General features: G+C 64.3%; 15 protein-coding genes and 1 other RNA gene. 10 read left to right on the forward strand and 6 right to left on the reverse strand.

Translation table 11 applies throughout. The features are described 5' to 3' along the window. Positions 1-219: 219 nt before the first annotated feature. The 4 genes from ubiG to FQ705_RS05320 all read left to right on the forward strand — a co-directional run bounded on the left by ubiG (position 220) and on the right by FQ705_RS05320 (position 2,748). Positions 220-918 carry a bifunctional 2-polyprenyl-6-hydroxyphenol methylase/3-demethylubiquinol 3-O-methyltransferase UbiG gene (ubiG, locus tag FQ705_RS05305; RefSeq protein ID WP_144138364.1) on the forward strand — a complete coding sequence of 233 codons (699 nt, stop codon included), beginning with the start codon at positions 220-222 and terminating at the stop codon, positions 916-918. A 32-nt stretch (positions 919-950) separates the two neighbouring features. Beyond that, positions 951-1,664: a phosphoglycolate phosphatase gene (gene gph, locus FQ705_RS05310; RefSeq protein WP_144138365.1), complete on the forward strand. Its 714-nt coding sequence runs from the start codon at positions 951-953 to the stop codon at positions 1,662-1,664. Between the two features lie 129 nt (positions 1,665-1,793). After that, positions 1,794-2,163, forward strand: a transfer-messenger RNA (tmRNA) gene (ssrA, locus tag FQ705_RS05315). A 225-nt stretch (positions 2,164-2,388) separates the two neighbouring features. Next, positions 2,389-2,748 (forward strand): hypothetical protein, encoded by a 360-nt coding sequence (locus FQ705_RS05320; RefSeq protein WP_144138366.1) that lies wholly within the window; start codon positions 2,389-2,391, stop codon positions 2,746-2,748. A 133-nt stretch (positions 2,749-2,881) separates the two neighbouring features. Here FQ705_RS05320 and FQ705_RS05325 read toward each other — a convergent pair whose 3' ends face one another. Both FQ705_RS05325 and FQ705_RS05330 read right to left on the reverse strand, forming a co-directional pair. After that, a complete protein-coding gene (locus FQ705_RS05325) occupies positions 2,882-3,148 on the reverse strand; it encodes a hypothetical protein (protein WP_144138367.1) in 267 nt (88 codons plus the stop codon). Between the two features lie 114 nt (positions 3,149-3,262). After that, a complete protein-coding gene (locus FQ705_RS05330) occupies positions 3,263-4,342 on the reverse strand; it encodes a substrate-binding domain-containing protein (protein ID WP_144138368.1) in 1,080 nt (359 codons plus the stop codon). A 134-nt stretch (positions 4,343-4,476) separates the two neighbouring features. Here FQ705_RS05330 and FQ705_RS05335 point away from each other — a divergent pair, with 134 nt between their 5' ends. Genes FQ705_RS05335 through FQ705_RS05350 form a run of 4 tightly spaced genes read left to right on the forward strand, consistent with a single transcriptional unit; the run spans position 4,477 to position 9,777 of the window. Further along, positions 4,477-4,995: an NAD(P)H-dependent oxidoreductase subunit E gene (locus FQ705_RS05335; RefSeq protein WP_144138369.1), complete on the forward strand. Its 519-nt coding sequence runs from the start codon at positions 4,477-4,479 to the stop codon at positions 4,993-4,995. Then, positions 4,992-6,557: a formate dehydrogenase beta subunit gene (locus FQ705_RS05340; protein WP_144138370.1), complete on the forward strand. Its 1,566-nt coding sequence runs from the start codon at positions 4,992-4,994 to the stop codon at positions 6,555-6,557. Before FQ705_RS05335 ends, FQ705_RS05340 begins: the two co-directional genes overlap by 4 nt. A gap of 14 nt (positions 6,558-6,571) precedes the next feature. Next, complete coding sequence (gene fdhF, locus FQ705_RS05345; RefSeq protein ID WP_144138371.1) at positions 6,572-9,517, forward strand: formate dehydrogenase subunit alpha; 2,946 nt, start codon at positions 6,572-6,574, stop codon at positions 9,515-9,517. 8 nt (positions 9,518-9,525) lie between these two features. Next, the gene (locus FQ705_RS05350) at positions 9,526-9,777 is read left to right on the forward strand and encodes a formate dehydrogenase subunit delta (RefSeq protein WP_144138372.1); all 252 of its coding nucleotides are present in this window, start codon (positions 9,526-9,528) and stop codon (positions 9,775-9,777) included. Positions 9,778-9,798: 21 nt separating this feature from the next. On the opposite strand, the gene FQ705_RS05355 is transcribed toward FQ705_RS05350, so the two are convergent. Further along, positions 9,799-11,535: an FAD-dependent monooxygenase gene (locus FQ705_RS05355; RefSeq protein ID WP_144138373.1), complete on the reverse strand. Its 1,737-nt coding sequence runs from the start codon at positions 11,533-11,535 to the stop codon at positions 9,799-9,801. A gap of 147 nt (positions 11,536-11,682) precedes the next feature. Next, positions 11,683-12,693, reverse strand: coding sequence for a cation diffusion facilitator family transporter (locus FQ705_RS05360; protein ID WP_144138374.1), 1,011 nt, complete (start codon positions 12,691-12,693; stop codon positions 11,683-11,685). 263 nt (positions 12,694-12,956) lie between these two features. On the opposite strand from FQ705_RS05360, the gene FQ705_RS05365 reads away from it, so the two are divergent. Then, on the forward strand, positions 12,957-14,804 hold the full coding sequence (locus FQ705_RS05365) for a tetratricopeptide repeat protein (protein ID WP_144138375.1): 1,848 nt from the start codon (positions 12,957-12,959) through the stop codon (positions 14,802-14,804). Positions 14,805-14,917: 113 nt separating this feature from the next. Here FQ705_RS05365 and FQ705_RS05370 read toward each other — a convergent pair whose 3' ends face one another. After that, on the reverse strand, positions 14,918-16,219 hold the full coding sequence (locus FQ705_RS05370; protein ID WP_144138376.1) for an MFS transporter: 1,302 nt from the start codon (positions 16,217-16,219) through the stop codon (positions 14,918-14,920). A 303-nt stretch (positions 16,220-16,522) separates the two neighbouring features. Here FQ705_RS05370 and FQ705_RS05375 point away from each other — a divergent pair, with 303 nt between their 5' ends. Beyond that, the gene (locus tag FQ705_RS05375) at positions 16,523-17,047 is read left to right on the forward strand and encodes a GNAT family N-acetyltransferase (RefSeq protein ID WP_144138377.1); all 525 of its coding nucleotides are present in this window, start codon (positions 16,523-16,525) and stop codon (positions 17,045-17,047) included. Between the two features lie 1,312 nt (positions 17,048-18,359). Here the strand turns inward: FQ705_RS05375 and FQ705_RS05385 are convergent. Continuing rightward, positions 18,360-19,076 carry a DUF2968 domain-containing protein gene (locus FQ705_RS05385; RefSeq protein ID WP_144138379.1) on the reverse strand — a complete coding sequence of 239 codons (717 nt, stop codon included), beginning with the start codon at positions 19,074-19,076 and terminating at the stop codon, positions 18,360-18,362. Positions 19,077-19,168 lie beyond the last annotated feature (92 nt).

Consider the following 19,168-nt stretch of genomic DNA (forward strand, 5'->3'; position numbering starts at 1 on the left):
ATCGCAGCATCAAAAAGCCCCGCTTCGGCGGGGCTTTTTTTATGCCACGCGTGATCCCGTAGGCCTGTTGCCTGCTTCGACTGTCGAGAAGTAGCGCACCGCGCCCGCGAATCCACGCCATGGACGGGGGCGCCATTTTGCCGCCCCGCTCCTCGGCCTATATACTCAGGGTTTATCCTCGAGCGCCGATTTACCGCTCTCATCGAGGCAGCTTCCGCCATGACCAACGCCGATCCCCACGAATTGCAGAAATTCAGCGACCTCGCACACCGCTGGTGGGACCCGAACGCCGAATTCAAGCCACTCCACGAGCTCAACCCCATCCGCCTGAGCTGGATCGACGCCCATGCGCATCTGGCCGGCAAGAAGGTGCTGGATATCGGCTGCGGCGGCGGCATCCTGTCCGAGTCGATGGCCGGGTTGGGCGCCCACGTGAAGGGCATCGACCTGTCGACTCAGGCGCTCGGTGTGGCCGATCTGCACAGCCTTGAAAGCGGCGTTACCGTCAACTACGAAGAGATCGCTGCCGAAGCACTGGCTGCCCGCGAGCCGGGCACGTACGACGTCGTGACCTGCATGGAAATGCTCGAACACGTGCCGCAACCGGCCGCCATCGTCGAAGCCTGCAAGACCCTGGTGAAGCCAGGCGGCTGGGTGTTCTTTTCCACCTTGAACCGCAACGTGAAGTCGTACCTGTTTGCCGTGATCGGCGCCGAATACATCGCGCGCATGCTGCCCAAGGGCACGCACGATTACGCCCGCTTCATCCGTCCGTCGGAACTGGCCAGCTTCGTGCGCGCCGCCGACCTGCGCACGGCGGACATCAAAGGTATCGTCTACAACCCGCTCAGCAAGCATTTCACGCTGTCCGCCGACACGAGCGTGAACTACATGCTCGCCTGCCGCCGCGACGTCTGATCCGCCCCGACCTGCCGGACCCGAACCCATCAATGAGCGATCCCACGCCCCTGCCCCAACGCGAAGATAACGAAGACGCACTCGGTCTTTGCCAGGCTGTCCTGTTCGACCTCGACGGCACGCTTGCCGACACGGCGCCGGATCTTGCGGCCGCCGTCAACAAGATGCGCCACGATCGTGGCCTCGAGATGGTGCCGCTCGAGGATCTGCGCCCGCTGGCCTCGGCTGGCGCGCGCGGCCTGATCGGCGGTGCGTTCGGCATCGGTCCGGACGATCACGAGTTCGCGTCGATGCGCGAGGAGTTTCTCGCCAACTACGAAGCGGACCTGTGCATCGAGACCACGCTGTTTCCCGGCGTGCCGGAATTGCTCGACGATCTCGACGCACGTGGCGTGCGTTGGGGCATCGTCACGAACAAGGTTGCCCGACTCACCGAGCCGCTGATCGCGCAACTCGGCCTGGAAGAGCGCGCCGGCTGCGTGGTGAGCGGCGACACGACGCCGCACTCCAAACCGCACCCGGCGCCCTTGCTGCATGCCGCACGTGAGCTCGACGTCGTGCCGGAGCGCATCGTCTACGTCGGCGACGATCTGCGCGACGTGCAGGCAGGTTTCGCCGCCGGCATGAAGACGATCGCGGCCGCCTACGGCTATTGCGGCAACGACATTCCGCCGACCCAATGGCACGCTCAGCACGTCGTCAATTCGCCGGCTGAGTTGCAGAAGCTGTTGCGCGACATCGGCTAAGCAGTGCTGTCGAGCAGCCCAGACGCGAGCCGGGCACTGCGCCGCTCGTGCCCGGCCAATCAGTCGGCACGCGGCCGTCAATCTATTGTAAAATCTACGCTGGCTCAGACGTTTTGAGCAACGAACCGCGGGGGCGACCTGGTTTCGACAGGGGTTGCGAAGCGGCTAGGGCATGTCGAGGACCCGTCACCTCGTTAATCAATGGGAAAAACGTAACTGCAAACGACGAAACGTTCGCACTGGCAGCCTAAGGGCCGCCGTCCTCTGCCTAGTTCACTGACGGGCTAGAGTCGCAAGACCGGTAGCAATACCGACAGAGGTCATATACGTCAGTTAAGCCTTGGTGGTGTCACGACATCCGGGTCGAAAACCTAGTGAATCGCCTGAGTGCAGCGTGTTCGTCCGCGTCGCTCGGGTTAAATCAAATGACAGAACTAAACATGTAGAACTAGTCGTAGAGTGCTTCTGGACGCGGGTTCGATTCCCGCCGCCTCCACCAGACACCGTTTCAAGCTGCACCTTCAAGTCTTACCAGAAACCCGCAAACAGCCTGCTGCTTGCGGGTTTTTTGTTGTCCGCACGCGGCGCGAAAAGGCGTCTAATAAAGCAGCACGAACTCTCGCACGGAATAACCCCAGTCCGCCGACCGTTTATGCCGCACGCGCACACGCCGCGTTCTCGCGCTTCGCGCGACACCAACAGCAAAAGATCAGGAGCCCACATCATGCGCAAGACTCTGTTCTGCCTCGCCCTCCTCGCACTGCAACAAAGCGCCTTCGCCGAAGCGCCCAAAGTCATGGACGGCCGTTTCGTCAACGCGGACGGCATGACCCTCTATACCTTCGACAAGGACACCAAGCCCGGCGCGAGCGCCTGCACCGGCGGCTGCATGAATTACTGGCCGGCAGCGATGGCGAGCGCATCGGACAAACCGTCCGGTGACTGGACGCTAATCGCCGCCGCCGACGGCAAACAGCAATGGGCGTACAAGGGCCATCCGCTGTATCGCTACGCGGCGGACAAACAGGCAGGAGATATGAAGGGTGACGGCTTCAAGGACATGTGGCACACGGCCAAGCCTTAACCGGCAGCCGCGCAAACCGCCGCGCCCACCGCGAGCCTCAAAAAGAAAACGCCGGCAGACTGCCGGCGTTTTTACAGCTACGAACACTGAAACCGCGATAAAAGCTACGCGAGCTTCAAACGCGCGTATCCGCTCATTCGTCTTTAGGACACTGCAGATTACAGCCGTTCGGATCGCCATTGTCGCCGCGCTTGCGCATAGCCGATTTCTTGTCGGACTGGAATTTGTCCGACGGCGAGGAAGCGGCAAACGGCATCTGCGGATGCTCGGCAAGCCGGAACTGGTCCTGCAGGATGCCGCCCGGCACGCCCGGCGAATTCTGGGCGAAAGCCAGGGAAGCGGTGGCGAGCAGCACACCGGCCGTCGCGGCGGCAGCACATGCGTGAAGAAGAACTTTCATATCGGTTCGGTGCGACAAAGCACGCGGTTAAGGCGAAAGGGGAACAGCAGTCTAGAGATTATCCCAAACGAACGCCACACGCAGTGCCGATCGCAGCTTTCTGGTTACTGCCTCTTACACCGTCGCCTCGCCGAGCCCCTCTTCGAGATCGACCAGTTCGCCGCAATCGCACGGATCATAGCCTTCGAGCAGCTCGACGCTACGGTGAAACGGGCTGCCGCGCAGCAGCTCGATCACCGTCGCAAGCGGCGCTCGCTCGAGCCGGGCACGGTCGCAGGCGAAGTAATAGTCTTCGTCGACGACCGGAATGAAGTCGAGGCCGAAGTGATGCGCCGCCGGTTCCACGCCGAAGCCCACATCCGCCATACCGCTTGCGACGAACGCCGCGATCGCCGAGTGCGTCAGCTCCGTCGACGCATAGCCATTGACCCGATCCGGATCGACGCCGACCTTGCGCAACGCCAGATCGAGCACCATGCGCGTGCCGGAGCCGGGCTGACGGTTGACGAAGCGAATGTCGTCGCGCGCGAGATCGCCAAGACCGGCGATGCCGCGTGGATTGCCCTTGCCGAGAAAGAGTCCCTGCTTGCGGCGCGTGAGATGCACGAGCACGTGACGCTGCGGATCGAGCCAGCGCCGGTAGGTATCGGCGCAGGCCGCACGAAACTCGCCGCGTGGCAGATGAAAGCCCGCCATATCGCATTCGCCCCGCGCGAGCGCACTGACGGCGTCCGCGCTGTCGCGGTATTTGATGTCGACGGGCAGATCCTTCGCGACCAGCGCCGTCACCAGTGCCGCTACGGCGTAGCCATGCGAGGCGTAGATGCGCACGTCGTCGGCGGGGGGCGCAAGCCAGCGGTTCAGGTCGCTCGCCACTTCGCTCGCGAGTGCCTGCATGTTGCCGTCGAGCCGTTCGCCGCACAGCCGCTGCGCGCGTAGCACCGCCTGCCCGAGTTCGGACAGCACCGAGCCGCGTCCGCGCTCCTTCGCGATCAACGCGCCGCCCAAACGCTCTTCGATGCTGCGCAATAAACCCCACGCATGGCGGTAGGACAAACCCTTAAGCGTAGCCGCTTGCGCGATGCTGCCGGATTCATCCACCAAGGCAAGCAAGGGCACGACGTCCGACAGGCTTGCCTCGCGGCCGTCCGGACCCTTCACTACCAGCTGCGCCTGACACTCGATTCTGATCATATATGCTTAACGCCTTCCTATTGCGCGTGCTATTTACCGCGCCTATTGTACGGCTACACCATATCGAATAAACGAAGCATAGGTGCACGCATTATGAATAACAAGTGCATATATGACTTCTGGAGGAGCCCCAATTGGATGATTCCATCGCCATCGCGCCGGAACAGCTCGTGCAGCGTCACGCGCAGCCGGGAATGTCGCTGCTAGCGGTACTGCATGCGATCCAGGACGAACTCGGCTACGTGCCACCCGACACGGTTGCGCCGCTTGCGCGTGTGATGAACCTGTCGCGCGCGGAAGTGCACGGCGTCATCACCTACTATCACCATTTCCGCACGCAGCCCGCCGCGCCCGTCACGGTTCAACTGTGCCGCGCGGAAGCCTGCCGCAGCATGGGTACCGAGGCGCTCGCGCAGCATATCGAGCGGCACACGGGCTGCCGGTTCGACGCTGAGCACGGACAAGCCCACGAGCACGGCCCGGACGCGACGGTGGAACTGCAATCGGTCTACTGCCTCGGTCAATGCGCGCTCTCGCCGGCCATGACGATCAACGGCACTTTGCACGCCAAAGTCACGCCGAAAAAATTCGACGCGCTATTCGACGCGCTTTTGGCCGCGGCCGCCAATAAATGCGTGGAGGTGATGGCATGACGCGCCTCTACGTTCCGCGCGATTCGTCCGCGCTGGCGCTCGGCGCCGACCGACTCGCCGAGACAATTGCAGCCGAAGCCGCGCGTCGCGGCATCGAAATCGAACTGGTCCGCAACGGTTCGCGCGGCCTGCTGTGGCTCGAACCGCTTGTCGAAGTCGCGACGCCGGCAGGCCGCATCGGCTACTCGAATGTCGAAGCAGACGACGTCGCCGCGCTGTTCGACGCCGGCTTCCTGCAAGGCGGCGAGCATGCGCAGTGTGTCGGCGTGGTCGATGACATTGCGTATCTGAAGAAGCAGCAGCGTCTGACCTTTGCGCGCATCGGCATCACCGATCCGCTCTCCATCGACGACTACCTCGCCCACGGCGGTCTCCAAGGTCTGCGTGAGGCGCTGCAAACCGACGGCGACGCCGCCTGCGAAGCCTTGATCGAATCCGGCCTGCGCGGCCGCGGCGGCGCAGCCTTCCCGGCCGGCATCAAATGGCGCACGGTGCGCGGCGCGAAAGCGGCGCAAAAGTACATCGTCTGCAATGCGGACGAAGGCGATTCGGGCACCTTCTCCGATCGCCTCGTGATGGAAAGCGATCCGTACATGCTTATCGAAGGGATGATCATCGCGGGCATCGTGACGGGCGCGACAGTCGGCTACATCTACGTGCGCAGCGAGTATCCGCATTCGATCGCCACACTCGAAGCCGCCATCGCCAAAGCACGCGCCGCCGGCTGGCTCGGCGACAGCGTACTCGGCTCGGCCGCGCATCGCTTCGATCTGTTCGTCGCGAAAGGCGCAGGCGCATATGTTTGCGGCGAGGAAACCGCGCTGCTCGAATCGCTCGAAGGCAAACGCGGCATCGTGCGCGCGAAGCCGCCGGTGCCGGCGCTGGTCGGCCTGCACGGCCAGCCGACCGTCATCAACAACGTCATCACGCTCGCCACCGTGCCGATCATTTTCGCGCGCGGCGCAGCGTTCTACAAAGACTTCGGCATGGGCCGCTCGCGCGGCACGCTGCCGTTCCAGCTAGCGGGCAACGTCAAACAAGGCGGCCTCGTCGAACTCGCGTTCGGCGTGACGCTGCGCGAACTGCTGGTCGACTACGGCGGCGGCACGGCGAGCGGACGTCCGGCGCGCGCGGTGCAAGTGGGCGGCCCGCTCGGCACCTATCTGCCGGAAACCCAGTGGGACATTCCGATGGACTACGAGGCTTACGCGGCAGTCGGCGCAGTAGTCGGCCACGGCGGTCTCGTCGTGCACGACGACACGTCGAATCTCGCCGAACTCGCGCAGTACGCGATGCATTTCTGCGCGCTCGAATCATGCGGCAAGTGCACGCCGTGCCGGATCGGCTCGACACGCGGTGTCGAAGTCATCGGACGGATTCGCAACGGCGATACGTCCACCCGGCAAGTGCAACTGCTGCGCGATCTGTGCGACACGATGGTGTCCGGCTCGCTGTGCGCGATGGGCGGCATGACGCCGTTTCCGGTGCTGTCCGCGCTCGATCATTTCCCCGAAGACTTCGGTCTCGCCGATGTGTCCCAACACGCGCCCAAAGCGGCCTGACCCAGGAGCCTCACATGTCCGACCTGCTCAACTCCCCTGCCGGCGGCTGCGGCTCCGGCAATTGCGCCTGCAAGCAGCAGGTGCAACAACGCGCGCCGCACTCCTTCTTCGATGACACCGACTACGGCACGCCCGCGCGTCACGCCGACGTCGACGTCACGCTCGAAATCGACGGTCAAGCGGTGACGGTGCCCGCGGGCACCTCGGTGATGCGCGCCGCCGCCGAAGCCGGCGTCAACGTACCGAAGCTCTGCGCGACCGATTCGCTCGAACCGTTCGGCTCGTGCCGTCTGTGTCTCGTCGAGATCGAAGGCAAGCGCGGCTATCCGGCTTCCTGCACGACGCCCGTCGAAGCCGGCATGAAGGTCCGCACGCAAACCGACAAGCTGCAGTCGCTGCGCCGCAACGTGATGGAGTTGTACATCTCCGATCACCCGCTCGATTGCCTCACCTGCCCCGCCAACGGCGATTGCGAATTGCAGGACATGGCGGGCGTCACGGGTCTGCGCGAAGTGCGCTACGGTTTCGACGGCGCCAATCACCTGAAGGACAAGAAGGATGAATCGAATCCGTACTTCACCTACGATCCGTCGAAGTGCATCGTCTGCAATCGCTGCGTGCGCGCCTGCGAAGAAACCCAGGGTACCTTCGCGCTGACCATCGCGGGACGCGGCTTCGAGTCGCGCGTGGCGGCAAGCGATAACCAGCCGTTCATGGAATCGGAGTGCGTCTCGTGCGGCGCCTGCGTGGCCGCGTGCCCGACCGCGACGCTGCAGGAAAAGACCGTCATCATGCTCGGCCAGGCCGAGCATTCGGTCGTCACCACGTGCGCGTACTGCGGCGTGGGCTGCTCGTTCAAGGCGGAGATGAAGGGCAATCAGGTCGTGCGCATGGTGCCGCATAAGAACGGCCAGGCCAACGAAGGCCACGCGTGCGTGAAGGGCCGCTTCGCATGGGGCTACGCGACGCACAAGGACCGCATCACCAAGCCAATGATCCGCGCGAAGATCACCGATCCGTGGCGCGAAGTCAGCTGGGAAGAAGCGCTCACTTACGCGGCTTCGGAATTCCGCCGCATCCAGGCCAAATATGGCCGCGATTCGATCGGCGGCATTACGTCGTCGCGCTGCACGAACGAAGAAACGTATCTGGTGCAAAAGCTCGTGCGCGCCGCGTTCGGCAACAACAATGTCGATACCTGTGCACGGGTTTGCCATTCGCCGACGGGCTACGGCCTGAAGACCACGCTCGGCGAATCGGCCGGCACGCAAACCTTCGCCTCGGTCGATAAAGCCGACGTCATCATGGTGATCGGCGCGAATCCGACCGACGGTCATCCGGTGTTCGGCTCACGTCTGAAGCGCCGCGTGCGCGAAGGCGCGAAACTGATCGTGGTCGATCCGCGCCGCATCGATATCGTCGATACGGCACACGTGAAGGCCTCGCATCATCTGCAATTACGGCCGGGCACGAACGTGGCGATCGTGAATGCGCTCGCCCATGTGATCGTCACCGAAGGCCTGGTGAACGAAGCGTTCGTCGCCGAGCGTTGCGAAACGCGTGCGTTCGATCAATGGCGCGATTTCGTCGCACTGGCCGAGAACGCGCCGGAGGCAACCGAAGCCATCACCGGCGTGCCGGCGCAAGCCGTGCGCGAAGCCGCGCGCATCTTTGCCACCGGCGGCAATGCCGCGATCTATTACGGCCTCGGCGTCACCGAGCACGCGCAAGGCTCGACCACGGTGATGGGCATCGCCAACCTCGCGATGGCGACCGGCAACATCGGCCGCGAAGGCGTGGGCGTGAATCCGCTGCGTGGCCAGAACAACGTGCAGGGCTCCTGCGACATGGGCTCGTTCCCGCACGAACTGCCGGGCTATCGCCACATCAGCGACTCGATCACGCGCGCGCTCTTCGAGGAAGCCTGGAACGTCACGCTGCAACCCGAACCCGGCCTGCGCATTCCGAACATGTTCGACGCCGCCGTGCACGGCACCTTCATGGGCCTGTACTGCCAGGGTGAAGACATCGTGCAGTCGGACCCGAATACGCATCACGTGTCGGCGGCGTTGTCGTCGATGGAATGCATCGTTGTGCAGGACATTTTCCTCAACGAGACTGCCAAGTACGCGCACGTGCTGCTGCCGGGCTCGTCGTTCCTCGAAAAGGACGGCACCTTCACCAATGCCGAGCGCCGCATTTCACGCGTGCGCAAGGTGATGCCGCCGGTGCCGGGCTACGCGGACTGGGAAGTCACGGTGATGCTCGCACGCGCCCTCGGCTATGAAATGGGCTACACGCATCCGTCGCAGATCATGGACGAGATCGCACGACTCACACCGAGCTTCCACGGCGTGTCGTATCGCAAGCTCGAAGAACTCGGCAGCATCCAGTGGCCGTGCAACGACGCTGCGCCCGAAGGGACGCCGACCATGCACATCGACACCTTCGCGCGCGGCAAAGGCAAGTTCGTCATCACGAAGTTCATTGCGACGCCGGAAAAGGTCACGCGCAAATTCCCGCTGCTGCTCACCACGGGCCGCATCCTCTCGCAGTACAACGTGGGCGCGCAGACGCGCCGCACCGAGAATTCGCGCTGGCACGACGAGGACCGGCTGGAGGTGCACCCGCACGATGCCGAAGAACGCGGCATCAAGACGGACGACTGGGTCGGCATCGAATCGCGCGCGGGACAAACCGTGTTGCGCGCGAGGGTAACGGAGCGGATGCAGCCGGGCGTGGTGTACACCACCTTCCACTTCCCCGAATCGGGCGCGAACGTAATCACCACGGATAGCTCCGACTGGGCCACCAACTGCCCCGAATACAAGGTGACCGCGGTGCAGGTGATGCCGGTCGAACAACCGTCGCAATGGCAGCAGGATTACTCGCGCTTCAACACCGAGCAGCTCGATCTGCTCAGGCAGCGCGAGCTGGCCAACGCGACGTCGGGTAAGTGAGGCGAGCCATGGACAATCAGAACCTGATCGACATGGCGAACCGGATCGGCGAGTTTTTCGATTCGATGCCGGATCGCGAAGAAGCGCTCACGGGCATCGCCGATCATATTCGCCGTTTCTGGGAGCCGCGCATGCGGCGCGCGCTGCTGGGCACGCTCGACGAGCCGGATGCGCAAGGCGTGGAGATGCTGGGCATCGTCAGGGAAGCGTTGCTGAAGCATCGCGAGCAGCTGACGCCTGCGGCACCGGCGGCGGTTTAGCGCGGCGATTGTCGCGCCCTGCTACAACGCGGCCTGCTCCGGTATCTCGCCGCCCACCGCGAACCAGGCTTCGCAATGCCGCAGCAAGCCGTGCAGATCGGAGCCGGTGCGCCCGCGCGCGCCGATGTAACCGTCGGGGCGCACGAGATAAAACGACGGCCGCGTGCGTCCATACGATTCGGACAACGGCGGTGCACCGTCGCCATGGGTATCCGTTACGCGCCAGATGCGCACCGCGCCCGGCAACAGCCGCTCGACTTCGGCGGCAAGGCGCTCGATTTCCTTATCGGGCGGCGCTTCATGTTTCGCAGCCGGATCGAGCGGCTTTTCGTCGACCGGCAGCGGCGGGATCAGCAGAAACAGCGAGAAGAACGCCGGGTCGTGCAAGTCGAAAATGCAGCCGACGCCCGGCGCACGTCCCAGCGGTCCGTCCACCACATGCACCAGCGCATCGGGCGCGCGCTCGCCGGCGCGTGGTCCGCCGTCAAGCACACGCTCGAGCGTCAGCGGACTGCGGCGATACTGGATCGACAACTCGCTGATAGTCAGACGCGCGGCGTCGCGTAGCGGACCGAGCGCGGCCAGCACCGGCATCACGCGTTCGCGCAGCAGCTTCAGCGGCCCGTGATCGGCTTCGGCCATGTGGGTGATGAAGCCGGTTTGCCGCAGCACGTCACGCTCGATCGGATGCCGTTCGAGGTGATACGTATCCAGCAACCGATCCGGCGCCGCGCCCCTGATCACTCGCGCGAGCTTCCAGCCGAGATTGAGCGCCTCCTGAATGCCGGTATTCATGCCTTGCGCGCCGGCGGGGCTATGCACATGCGCGGCATCGCCCGCGAGAAAGATGCGGCTGGCACGCAGCCGGTCCACCATGCGGCTATTCAGATGAAAGTACGACGACCACGCGAGATCCGACACGGCGACGCGTTCCTGCACGCGCCGCGCGATCAGCGCCTTGCATTCCTCCAGCGAGGGCGCCGGCACCCGGTTCAACGGAGGTTCGCCCAACACGGCGGGCGTGACCGGCGCAGCGACCGCCGCGGGCTCGACGGCATGGTCCGCAATCAGTCGATGGCGGCCGTGCCCCATCGGAAACAGCGCGACCAGTCCCTCGCCCGAGGCGAAGATGTGGAACTCGTCATCGGGCCAATCGGTTTCGGCGTGCAGGTCGGCCAGCAGGAAAGTCTGCTCGAGGGTCTTGCCCGCGAAGTTCAAGCCAAGCCGGTGACGAATTGTGCTGTGCGCGCCGTCGGCGGCGATCATGTACGACGGGCGCATCGTTTCCGTGTGACCGTCCGCGCGACGCAGCGTGGCCTGAACGCCGGTGGCGCCCTGCGCGAACATCGTCAGCTCGACGCCGCGTTCGACCGTCACGCCGAGCGTGGCGAGATGCTCGGTGAGCAGACGCTCGGTCACGGACTGTTCGATAAACAGCAGATAAGGATAGCGTGTGCGCAAAGGATCGAAATCGAGCTGCGCGAGACGCATGCCGTTCGAAAACAGATTGGCAATGCGGGCACGGTGACCGAGTTCCAGAAACGGTTCGACGAGACGGTGCTGTTCAAGCAGTTCGAGCGTGCGCGCCTGGATGCCGATGGCCCTTGAATATGGGTTCGGTTGCATGGCTTTGTCGATCAGCCGCACGGGGATGTGGGCACGCGCCAGACTCATGGCGGCGGCGAGCCCGGTGGGGCCCGCTCCGACGATCAGCACCGGCGATGGGTCGTTTGCAGCGCCGTTTGCAGCAGCGTCCATGCGCAACTCCGGAACACGACAGTGCACACTAGTGTACGCCCGCCGGAGGACCGCCTGGCGACGCCGCCGGTGCGTGGTTCGACGGTGCGGCGCATCGATCGTCGGCCTGGCCGGCCGGCGATGCGGCGATGCCGATGCTGCGCCGCGTCAGTGCGCGTGATCCATCGCGCAACGATGCCGCGTGGTGCCGAGGTCCACTTGCAGCGTCGCGTGCTGCATCGAAAAACGTTCGCGCAAGACGATGACGATGCCGTCGAGCGACTCGTCGCCCGGATGCCCTGCCGGCATCACCAGATGCGCGCTCAGCGCGTTGCCGGTGGTGGAGAGCGCCCACACGTGCAGGTCGTGCACGTCGACGACACCGGGCTGCTCCGCCAGATAGGCGCGAATCAGTTGCAGGTCGACGCCGGGCGGCACGGCGTCGAGTGCGAGTCGCACGGAATCGCGCAACAACCCCCAGGTGCCGTAGACCACGACCGCGACCACCAGCAGGCTCATCGCCGGGTCGAGCCACGTCCAGCGGGTATAGAGAATCACGAGCCCGCTGATAGCGACGGCCGCCGAAATGCCGGCGTCGGCCGCCATGTGCAGGAAAGCGCCGCGAATGTTGAGATCTTCCTTCTGGCCGCGCATGAAAAGCCACGCGGAAACGCCGTTCACGACCACCCCGATTGTCGCGACGACGAACACTGCCAGCCCGGCCACGGGCGCCGGATTCATGAGCCGCCCGATCGCCTCGGCGACGATCACGCCGCACGCGAACAGCAGCAGCCCGGCATTGACGAGCGACGCGAGGATCGACGAACTGCCGTAGCCGAAGGTGTAGCGCGCCGACGGCTGGCGGGTGGTGAGCCACGTGGCGCCCCATGCGAGCAGCAGACCGAGCACGTCGGAGAGATTGTGGCCGGCGTCGGCGAGCAGCGCGGTGGAATGCGCGAGTACGCCGTAGATAGCCTGGATTATCACGATGGCGATGTTCAGCGCAACGGCGAGTGCGAAGGAGCGGCCGTGGCCGGGCGCTGGAGCGTGGGCGTGGCTGTGGCCGGCGTGGTTGTGACTGGCGTGGTCGTGGTCGGCGTGGTCGTGGTCGGCGTGGTCGTGGCCATGACCGTCCAGATGTTCTTGCGCGTCCCGCTCCGGGATGCAGTTTTTCGTCATGACGGGTCCTGAGAATAATCACCGGCCGGTGGCTCGGCCGCATGTGCGAGCATGCAGGCACAGCATCTCATCGATATGCCGGTCGCTGCGTGATAGAAGCCCTACCGGCCAAGGTGACGCGAACCGCGGCGGGTGGGCTGTCAGCCGACCCACAAGCCGCTACTCACAGGTTAGGGCGATCGACACCACCGGTCAATTTCGGGCAGCCACCGGCGAGTGTGGGAAAATGCGGCCTCTGCCTCATCGAACACCCATCCCCCGTCATGCAACCTGTATTTGACCGCGCTTTCGCGGCGCATCGTGACGGCCGCCTCGACGACGCCGAACGCGGCTACCGCGCGACGCTCGACGGCAATCCCGCGCATGTCGATGCGTTGCACCTGCTGGGCGTCCTGCGCCACCAGCAGGGCCAGCACGCCGAAGCCGCCGCGCTGGTGCGGCGCGCGGTCAAACTGCGCCCCGAAGACGCCGCATTGCAACTGAATCTGGGCAACGCGCTGCGCGCGCTGGGCCAGATCGACGACGCCATCGAGCAATTCCGCAACGCGCTGACTCTCGCGCCCTCGTTTCCGATGGCGCATTACAACCTGGGCAACGCGTACGCGTCGCAGGGCCGTCATGCCGACGCCGCCGATGCCTTCGAGAAGTCGTTGCGCCTGCAGCCGGAAGACGCCTCGTCGCACAACAATCTCGGCAATGCGCTGCACGCGCTCGGACGCCACGCGGAGGCAATCGCGTCGTTCCAGCGCACGCTCGAACTGCGCCCCGGCCACGCCGGCGCGCTGAACAACATGGGCATGTCGCTGAACGCGCTGGATCGGGCCGACGAGGCGCTGCCCTGCTTCCAGGCGGCGCTCGCCGCCGAGCCGCGTTTCGTCGCCGCGCATTTCAATCTCGCCAATACCTTCGACGCCACCGGCCGTCACGAAGAAGCGGTCGCGTCGTTCCGCACGGTGCTCGAATTGCAGCCGAATCTGCCGCCGGCCATCTTCGGCATGGGCAATGCGCTCGCGGCGTTGGGGCGTCACGCGCAAGCGCTGCCCTATCTGGAGCGCGCCGTCGGCCTCGATCCGCAGTTTGCGTTGGCCTGGCTGAGCCTCGGCAATGCGCACCAGGCACTGGGCGCGCGCGCGCCCGCGATACGCGCGTTCGATCAGGCGCTGCGTCTGCGCCCCGATCTCGCGTCGGCGCACATGAACCGCGCACTCTCATGGCTCGCGCTGCGCGACTTCGCGCGCGGCTTGCCGGAATACGAATGGCGCCTGCAAACCATGGCGCAGCCCGCGATCCAGACGCTGCCGCGCTGGCACGGCGAGCCGATCGCACAGCGCACGCTGTTCATCCACGCCGAGCAGGGTTTTGGCGACACCTTGCAGTTCGTCCGCTTCGTGCCTCTCGCGGCGCAGCGCGCGGCGCGCGTCGTGCTCGAAGTGCAGCCGCAACTGCTGCCGTTGCTGGCGCCGGCGGCGCAAGCGTGGCGTGTCACGCTGATCGCTCAAGGCACGCCGCGTCCCGCGGCCGATCTGCATTGCCCGTTGCTGAGCCTGCCGCTTGCACTCGGCACGACCTTCGACACCATCCCGGACCGCACGCCTTATCTCAGCGTGCCGCCCGCCTACGGCCGCAAATGGCGCGGCTCGCTCGGCGGCCAGGCCAAGCGCAAGATCGGAATTGCGTGGTCGGGACGCATCCAGCAAAACGAAACACGTTCGATGCCGCTCGCCGCGCTCGAGCCGCTCTTCGCACTCGACGGCATCGACTGGATCGTGCTGCAACCGGAACTCAGCGTCGAGGAACGCGCGGCGCTCGATACGCATCCGCGCGCGGCGTCGATCCATTACTTCGACAAACGCATTGGCGATTTCGCCGATACCGCGGCGGTGATCGAACGGCTCGATGCGGTGGTGTCGATCGATACTTCCATCGCCCACCTGGCCGGCGCGCTGCGCAAACCGTTGTGGCTGATGCTGCCGTACGCGGCGGATTGGCGCTGGTTCGCCGGCGAGACGCGCAGTCCCTGGTATCCCGGCGCGACGCTCGTGCGGCAAGCGCAACCGGGCGCATGGGGCGACGTAGTCGACGCCGTGGCGAATGAATTGCGCAAGGGCTGAGCGAACACGGTCGCGCGAACCGGAACCGATCGATGCGCCGCGCTGCGCCCAATAAAAAACCCCGCGCTCTCACGAGCGCGGGGTTTTTCTTTTCAGGCGAAGCCGGCGAACCTTCAGGCTGCCCGATACTGATTGCGAGCGTCCGGCGTGCGATACAACACGAGCGTCGCGATGAGGCCGCAGATTGCCGCGGCACCCAGGAACAGGCCAGGTGCGGCCTTGTTGCCGGTGGTGTGAATCAGCAACGTCGAGATAGCCGGCGTAAAACCGCCGATCGTCGTGGCAAGGCTGTAGGCCAGCGAGAAACCGGCGGTCCGCACTTCGACCGGCATGACTTCCGTGAGCGCCACCACCATCGCGCCGTTATAGCAGCCGTACAGGAACGACAGCCACAACTCCACCACCAGCAGCCGCGCGAACGACGGTTCGGCGACCAGCCATTGCAGCGCCGGATAAGCGGTGACGATCGTGAGAATCGTGAAAATCAGCAGCACCGGACGGCGGCCGATACGATCCGACAGCGCGCCCGCGAGCGGCAGCCAGACCAGGTTCGACAGACCGATACAGACAGTGACGACCAGCGTATCGATCGACGACAGCTTCAGCACTTCCCTGCCGAAGGTCGGCGTGTAGGCGGTGATCATGTAGAACGACACCGTGGTCATGATGACCATGCCCATGCCGCCCAGCACGATGCCCCAGTTGGCGGCCATCGTCTTCATGATCTCGCCCATGCCCGGACGATGTTTGCGCGCCTTGAACTCTTCGGTTTCCTGCAGCGAGCGGCGGATCAGGAACAGGAACGGCACGATCAGGCAGCCGATCAGGAACGGCACGCGCCAGCCCCAGGCACCCATCTGGTCAGCCGGCAACACCTTGTTGAGCACCACGCCGATCAGCGCGGCGAACACCACGGCGACCTGCTGGCTGCCCGACTGCCATGCGCAGTAGAAGCCCTTGTTGCCCTTGGTCGCGATCTCCGACAGATACACGGACACGCCGCCCAGCTCGACGCCGGCAGAAAAGCCCTGCAACAGACGGCCGAACAGGACGAGCGCCGGGGCGAGCACGCCGATCGTCGCGTAACCGGGTATGGCCGCTACCGTGAGCGTGCCGAGCGCCATCAGACCGAGGGTGAGGATCAGGCCTTTGCGCCGGCCATGATGGTCGATGTAGGCGCCGAGCACGATCGCGCCGAGCGGGCGCATCAGGAAGCCCGCGCCGAACACCGACAGCGACAGCATCAGGGAAGCGAATTCGTTGCCGCTCGGGAAATAGGTCTTGGCAATCGCCGAAGCGTAATAGCCGTAGACCATGAAATCGTACATCTCAAGAAAGTTGCCGCTGACGACGCGGAATACTGTCTTGACTTTGGATTCTTCCGATGAGGAAGTGGCGTGTGACGCAGTAGACATGACATTCTCTGAGAGGCCCGTCACCGCGAAAGAACCAGCGGCGCTCAGGCAGTTGATACGATCCACTGCGCTCAGCAAGCGGATGCCGCCGCACGGAATAACGCGCCGGGGGGCGCTGCATTTTCATGCCGATCGCATTCACGCGATATCAGGGTAAACGTTGTGAATCGCGCCGACCCTACGACGCCTAATGTTACCGTTGACAGCGCTGTCGCGTGATCCATACGGAATCATTACAGGAGACGGTGCCGGCCGGCGCGGTAGACTTTCGCAGCCATGCATTTCCGTCGACTCCACACTCCGATGCACACCACCCAGACCCTGACATTGCGCCCCGCGACGCTTGCGGACGCCGCGCTGATTGCCTCGATTCATAGCACCAGTTGGCAAGCCACCTATCGGGGGCTGCTGCCCGACGGCTTTCTCGACGGCGAAGTCTCGCAGGAGCGCGCCGCCTATTGGGAAGCACGGCTCGGCGCGCCCGGCGGCGAGCGCCGCATCATCCGCATCGCCGAGCTCGCGGGCAAGCCGATCGGCTTCGTGTGCGTCGAGCATCAGCCGGAGTCTGCGTGGGGCTTGCTGCTCGACAACCTGCATGCGCTGCCCGGCTACCAGGGAATCGGCGTGGGCAAATTGCTGATGCGCGCCGCTGAAGACTGGGCTCGCGCGCTCGGCGAGGCTCAACTGTATCTGTACGTGCTCGAAGGCAATACGCCGGCGATTGGTTTTTACGAGCGCCAGGGATGGCGCTTCGTCGGTGCCGAACCCGATCATATGGGCGGCGTGGATATCACCGCGTTGCGCTACGTGTATCGGCTGGATCGGTGAGAGAACTCATTTCGGAACTGTCCGATCGTTAGACGGAGGAGTTCCGAGCATCATCTTCCGCACCCCAACGGCTGCACAGTCAACGCTCACGCGCGATCATTTCATGCGCGTCATGACGAGGCCCGAGCCGCATAGACCACCGGGGCCGCCGGTCGGCGGTCCTTGCACGAGGCGCCGGAATAGATCGATGTCCACCCTTCCCTTTACCCTGATCGAAGGCTCCATGGCGCTGCCGCGCGTAAGGCCGTTCGGGCATCTGCCGGCGCCATTCGGCCGTGATTGGGCGATGCTGCCGCCGGGCTATAGTTTGCGCGCGGAACTCAAAGCGCTTTATGCCGCGATGCTGCGTACTTTCTGCATGAGCGATCAGGCGATTCGCTCGATCTGCAGGTGGGTGCCACTGGATGCAAACCAGCAGCCCGTGCTCGAGGGTTCCGGCGCGGATGGCACGCAGGCGACCATTTTCGACCCGCCGCTGGAACGCGTTGCACCGTTGTCGGCGCCGACGCATCGAGCGGCATCGTTGGACGAACGCGTGTTTGCGCCTGTTCCGCGCAAAGCATCGGTACATTGGGGAGCGGTCGCGGGCGGCGCCTGCGCACTGGGCGGTGTCGCGATATTAGGATGGATAGCGCTGGGTCATCTTTCGCAACGCCCCACGACGATCAATCCGAAGCTCGCTGGCACTGTCTCGGCCGTGGGCGAATCGCGGTTGACCCGTGCTGGTTTGCCGGATGCAGTTGCCCGTCGAGAAGCTGGTCATGACTCGGCTGAAGCTACTTTGCCGTTTGTCCCTTCTCCTCGCGCTGTCGCCGCACCTGTTCTGGTTCGCGATGTCGCGGACAAACCCGGCCCCGCGCTGCGCTCCAGGCCTCAGGAAAAAGCGGGCCGACCGCACGAAGTAAGCCGCCGTCGGGAGGCACAGGCCGCATCGGCAAATCGCGCATCGCGTCCGACTTTCTCGCCCCGTCATCTTTCACGCAGCATGGTTCCGGCAAATGCCTCGATGTCATCGCCGAAACCGTCGAGTGCGGGGCCCTATTCGCCGTTGACGCCATCGCGACTCGGTGTCGATGAATACGCTTCCGTGACCCTGTCCGCGGCTACACCAGTCCGCGATATTGCAACGCTGCGTCCGGCCTCTTCGCGCGCGACTTCCGCAACAGCCGGGACAGAATGGATGAATCACTTGTCGCAGCGTCGCATTACCGAAGTCCCGGATCAATTCGCCAGGTAGACGCGCGTTTTTGCGATGTCGCCAAAACAAAAAGCCCGGCTATTTCAATGGCCGGGCTTTTCTCATATCACCTCACTACTTCTGAACCGGCAATCCCGATTCGGTCTGTCTCTGTAACTGCATCACTTCACCCTGCACCTGACGCAACTGCGCTTGGGCCTTTTCTTTCTCCGCGTGCAGCGTCGCAGCTTCGCCCTGCGTTTGCCGCTGGTAATCGTTGACTTTGGCCTGCTGGGCGCGTGCCACGTCGAGATCGGCTTGCAGGCGCTTCGCGCGGTCTTCGGAGATCGCGATGATGTCTTCGATATAAGCCTTCTGTGCCTGCAACTGCGTGCGACGGATTTCGACATCGGCAAGTTGCGCGGTTTGCAGGACGAAGCCCGCATAGACCGCTTCCGCACGCGCCACGTCTTCCGTCCTGATCACGCGCCAGAAGTGTTTGTCTTGAAATAACGCAACGTAATACGTCATTTCCTGAGGATAGAAAAACAGACTCGCGCCGTAACTGCCGTTATAGGTAGTGCGCAATTCGCTCAGCTTCGCGTCGTGAATCATCTGCATCAGGTCGGCGACATTGCCTTGCGCGTCGCCGGCAACGGCCGGTGCATCCGATGCCGCATTGCGCAGCGCCTCGGCAACCGGCTGCGGCGTCAGCGCGTTCATGGCGGGCCGCGTGCCGACCCTGGGCGCGGCGTCGTCGCTCTGCGCCGCCAGCACGTAACCGCCGTGCTGCAGCAGCGCACACGAGGTCGCGAGCAGCATGGCGCGCCGTACAATTAAGGGGTACTTCATACGTGCATGCTCCATGCAAATCCAAAACAGCCCCGGATTATCGCGCGGATTAGTCGCCAAGCGAAGCACTCAAGCGTCGCATGAACGCACTT

It is taken from the genome of Paraburkholderia sp. BCC1884, assembly GCF_900996225.1.
Lineage (GTDB): Bacteria > Pseudomonadota > Gammaproteobacteria > Burkholderiales > Burkholderiaceae > Paraburkholderia.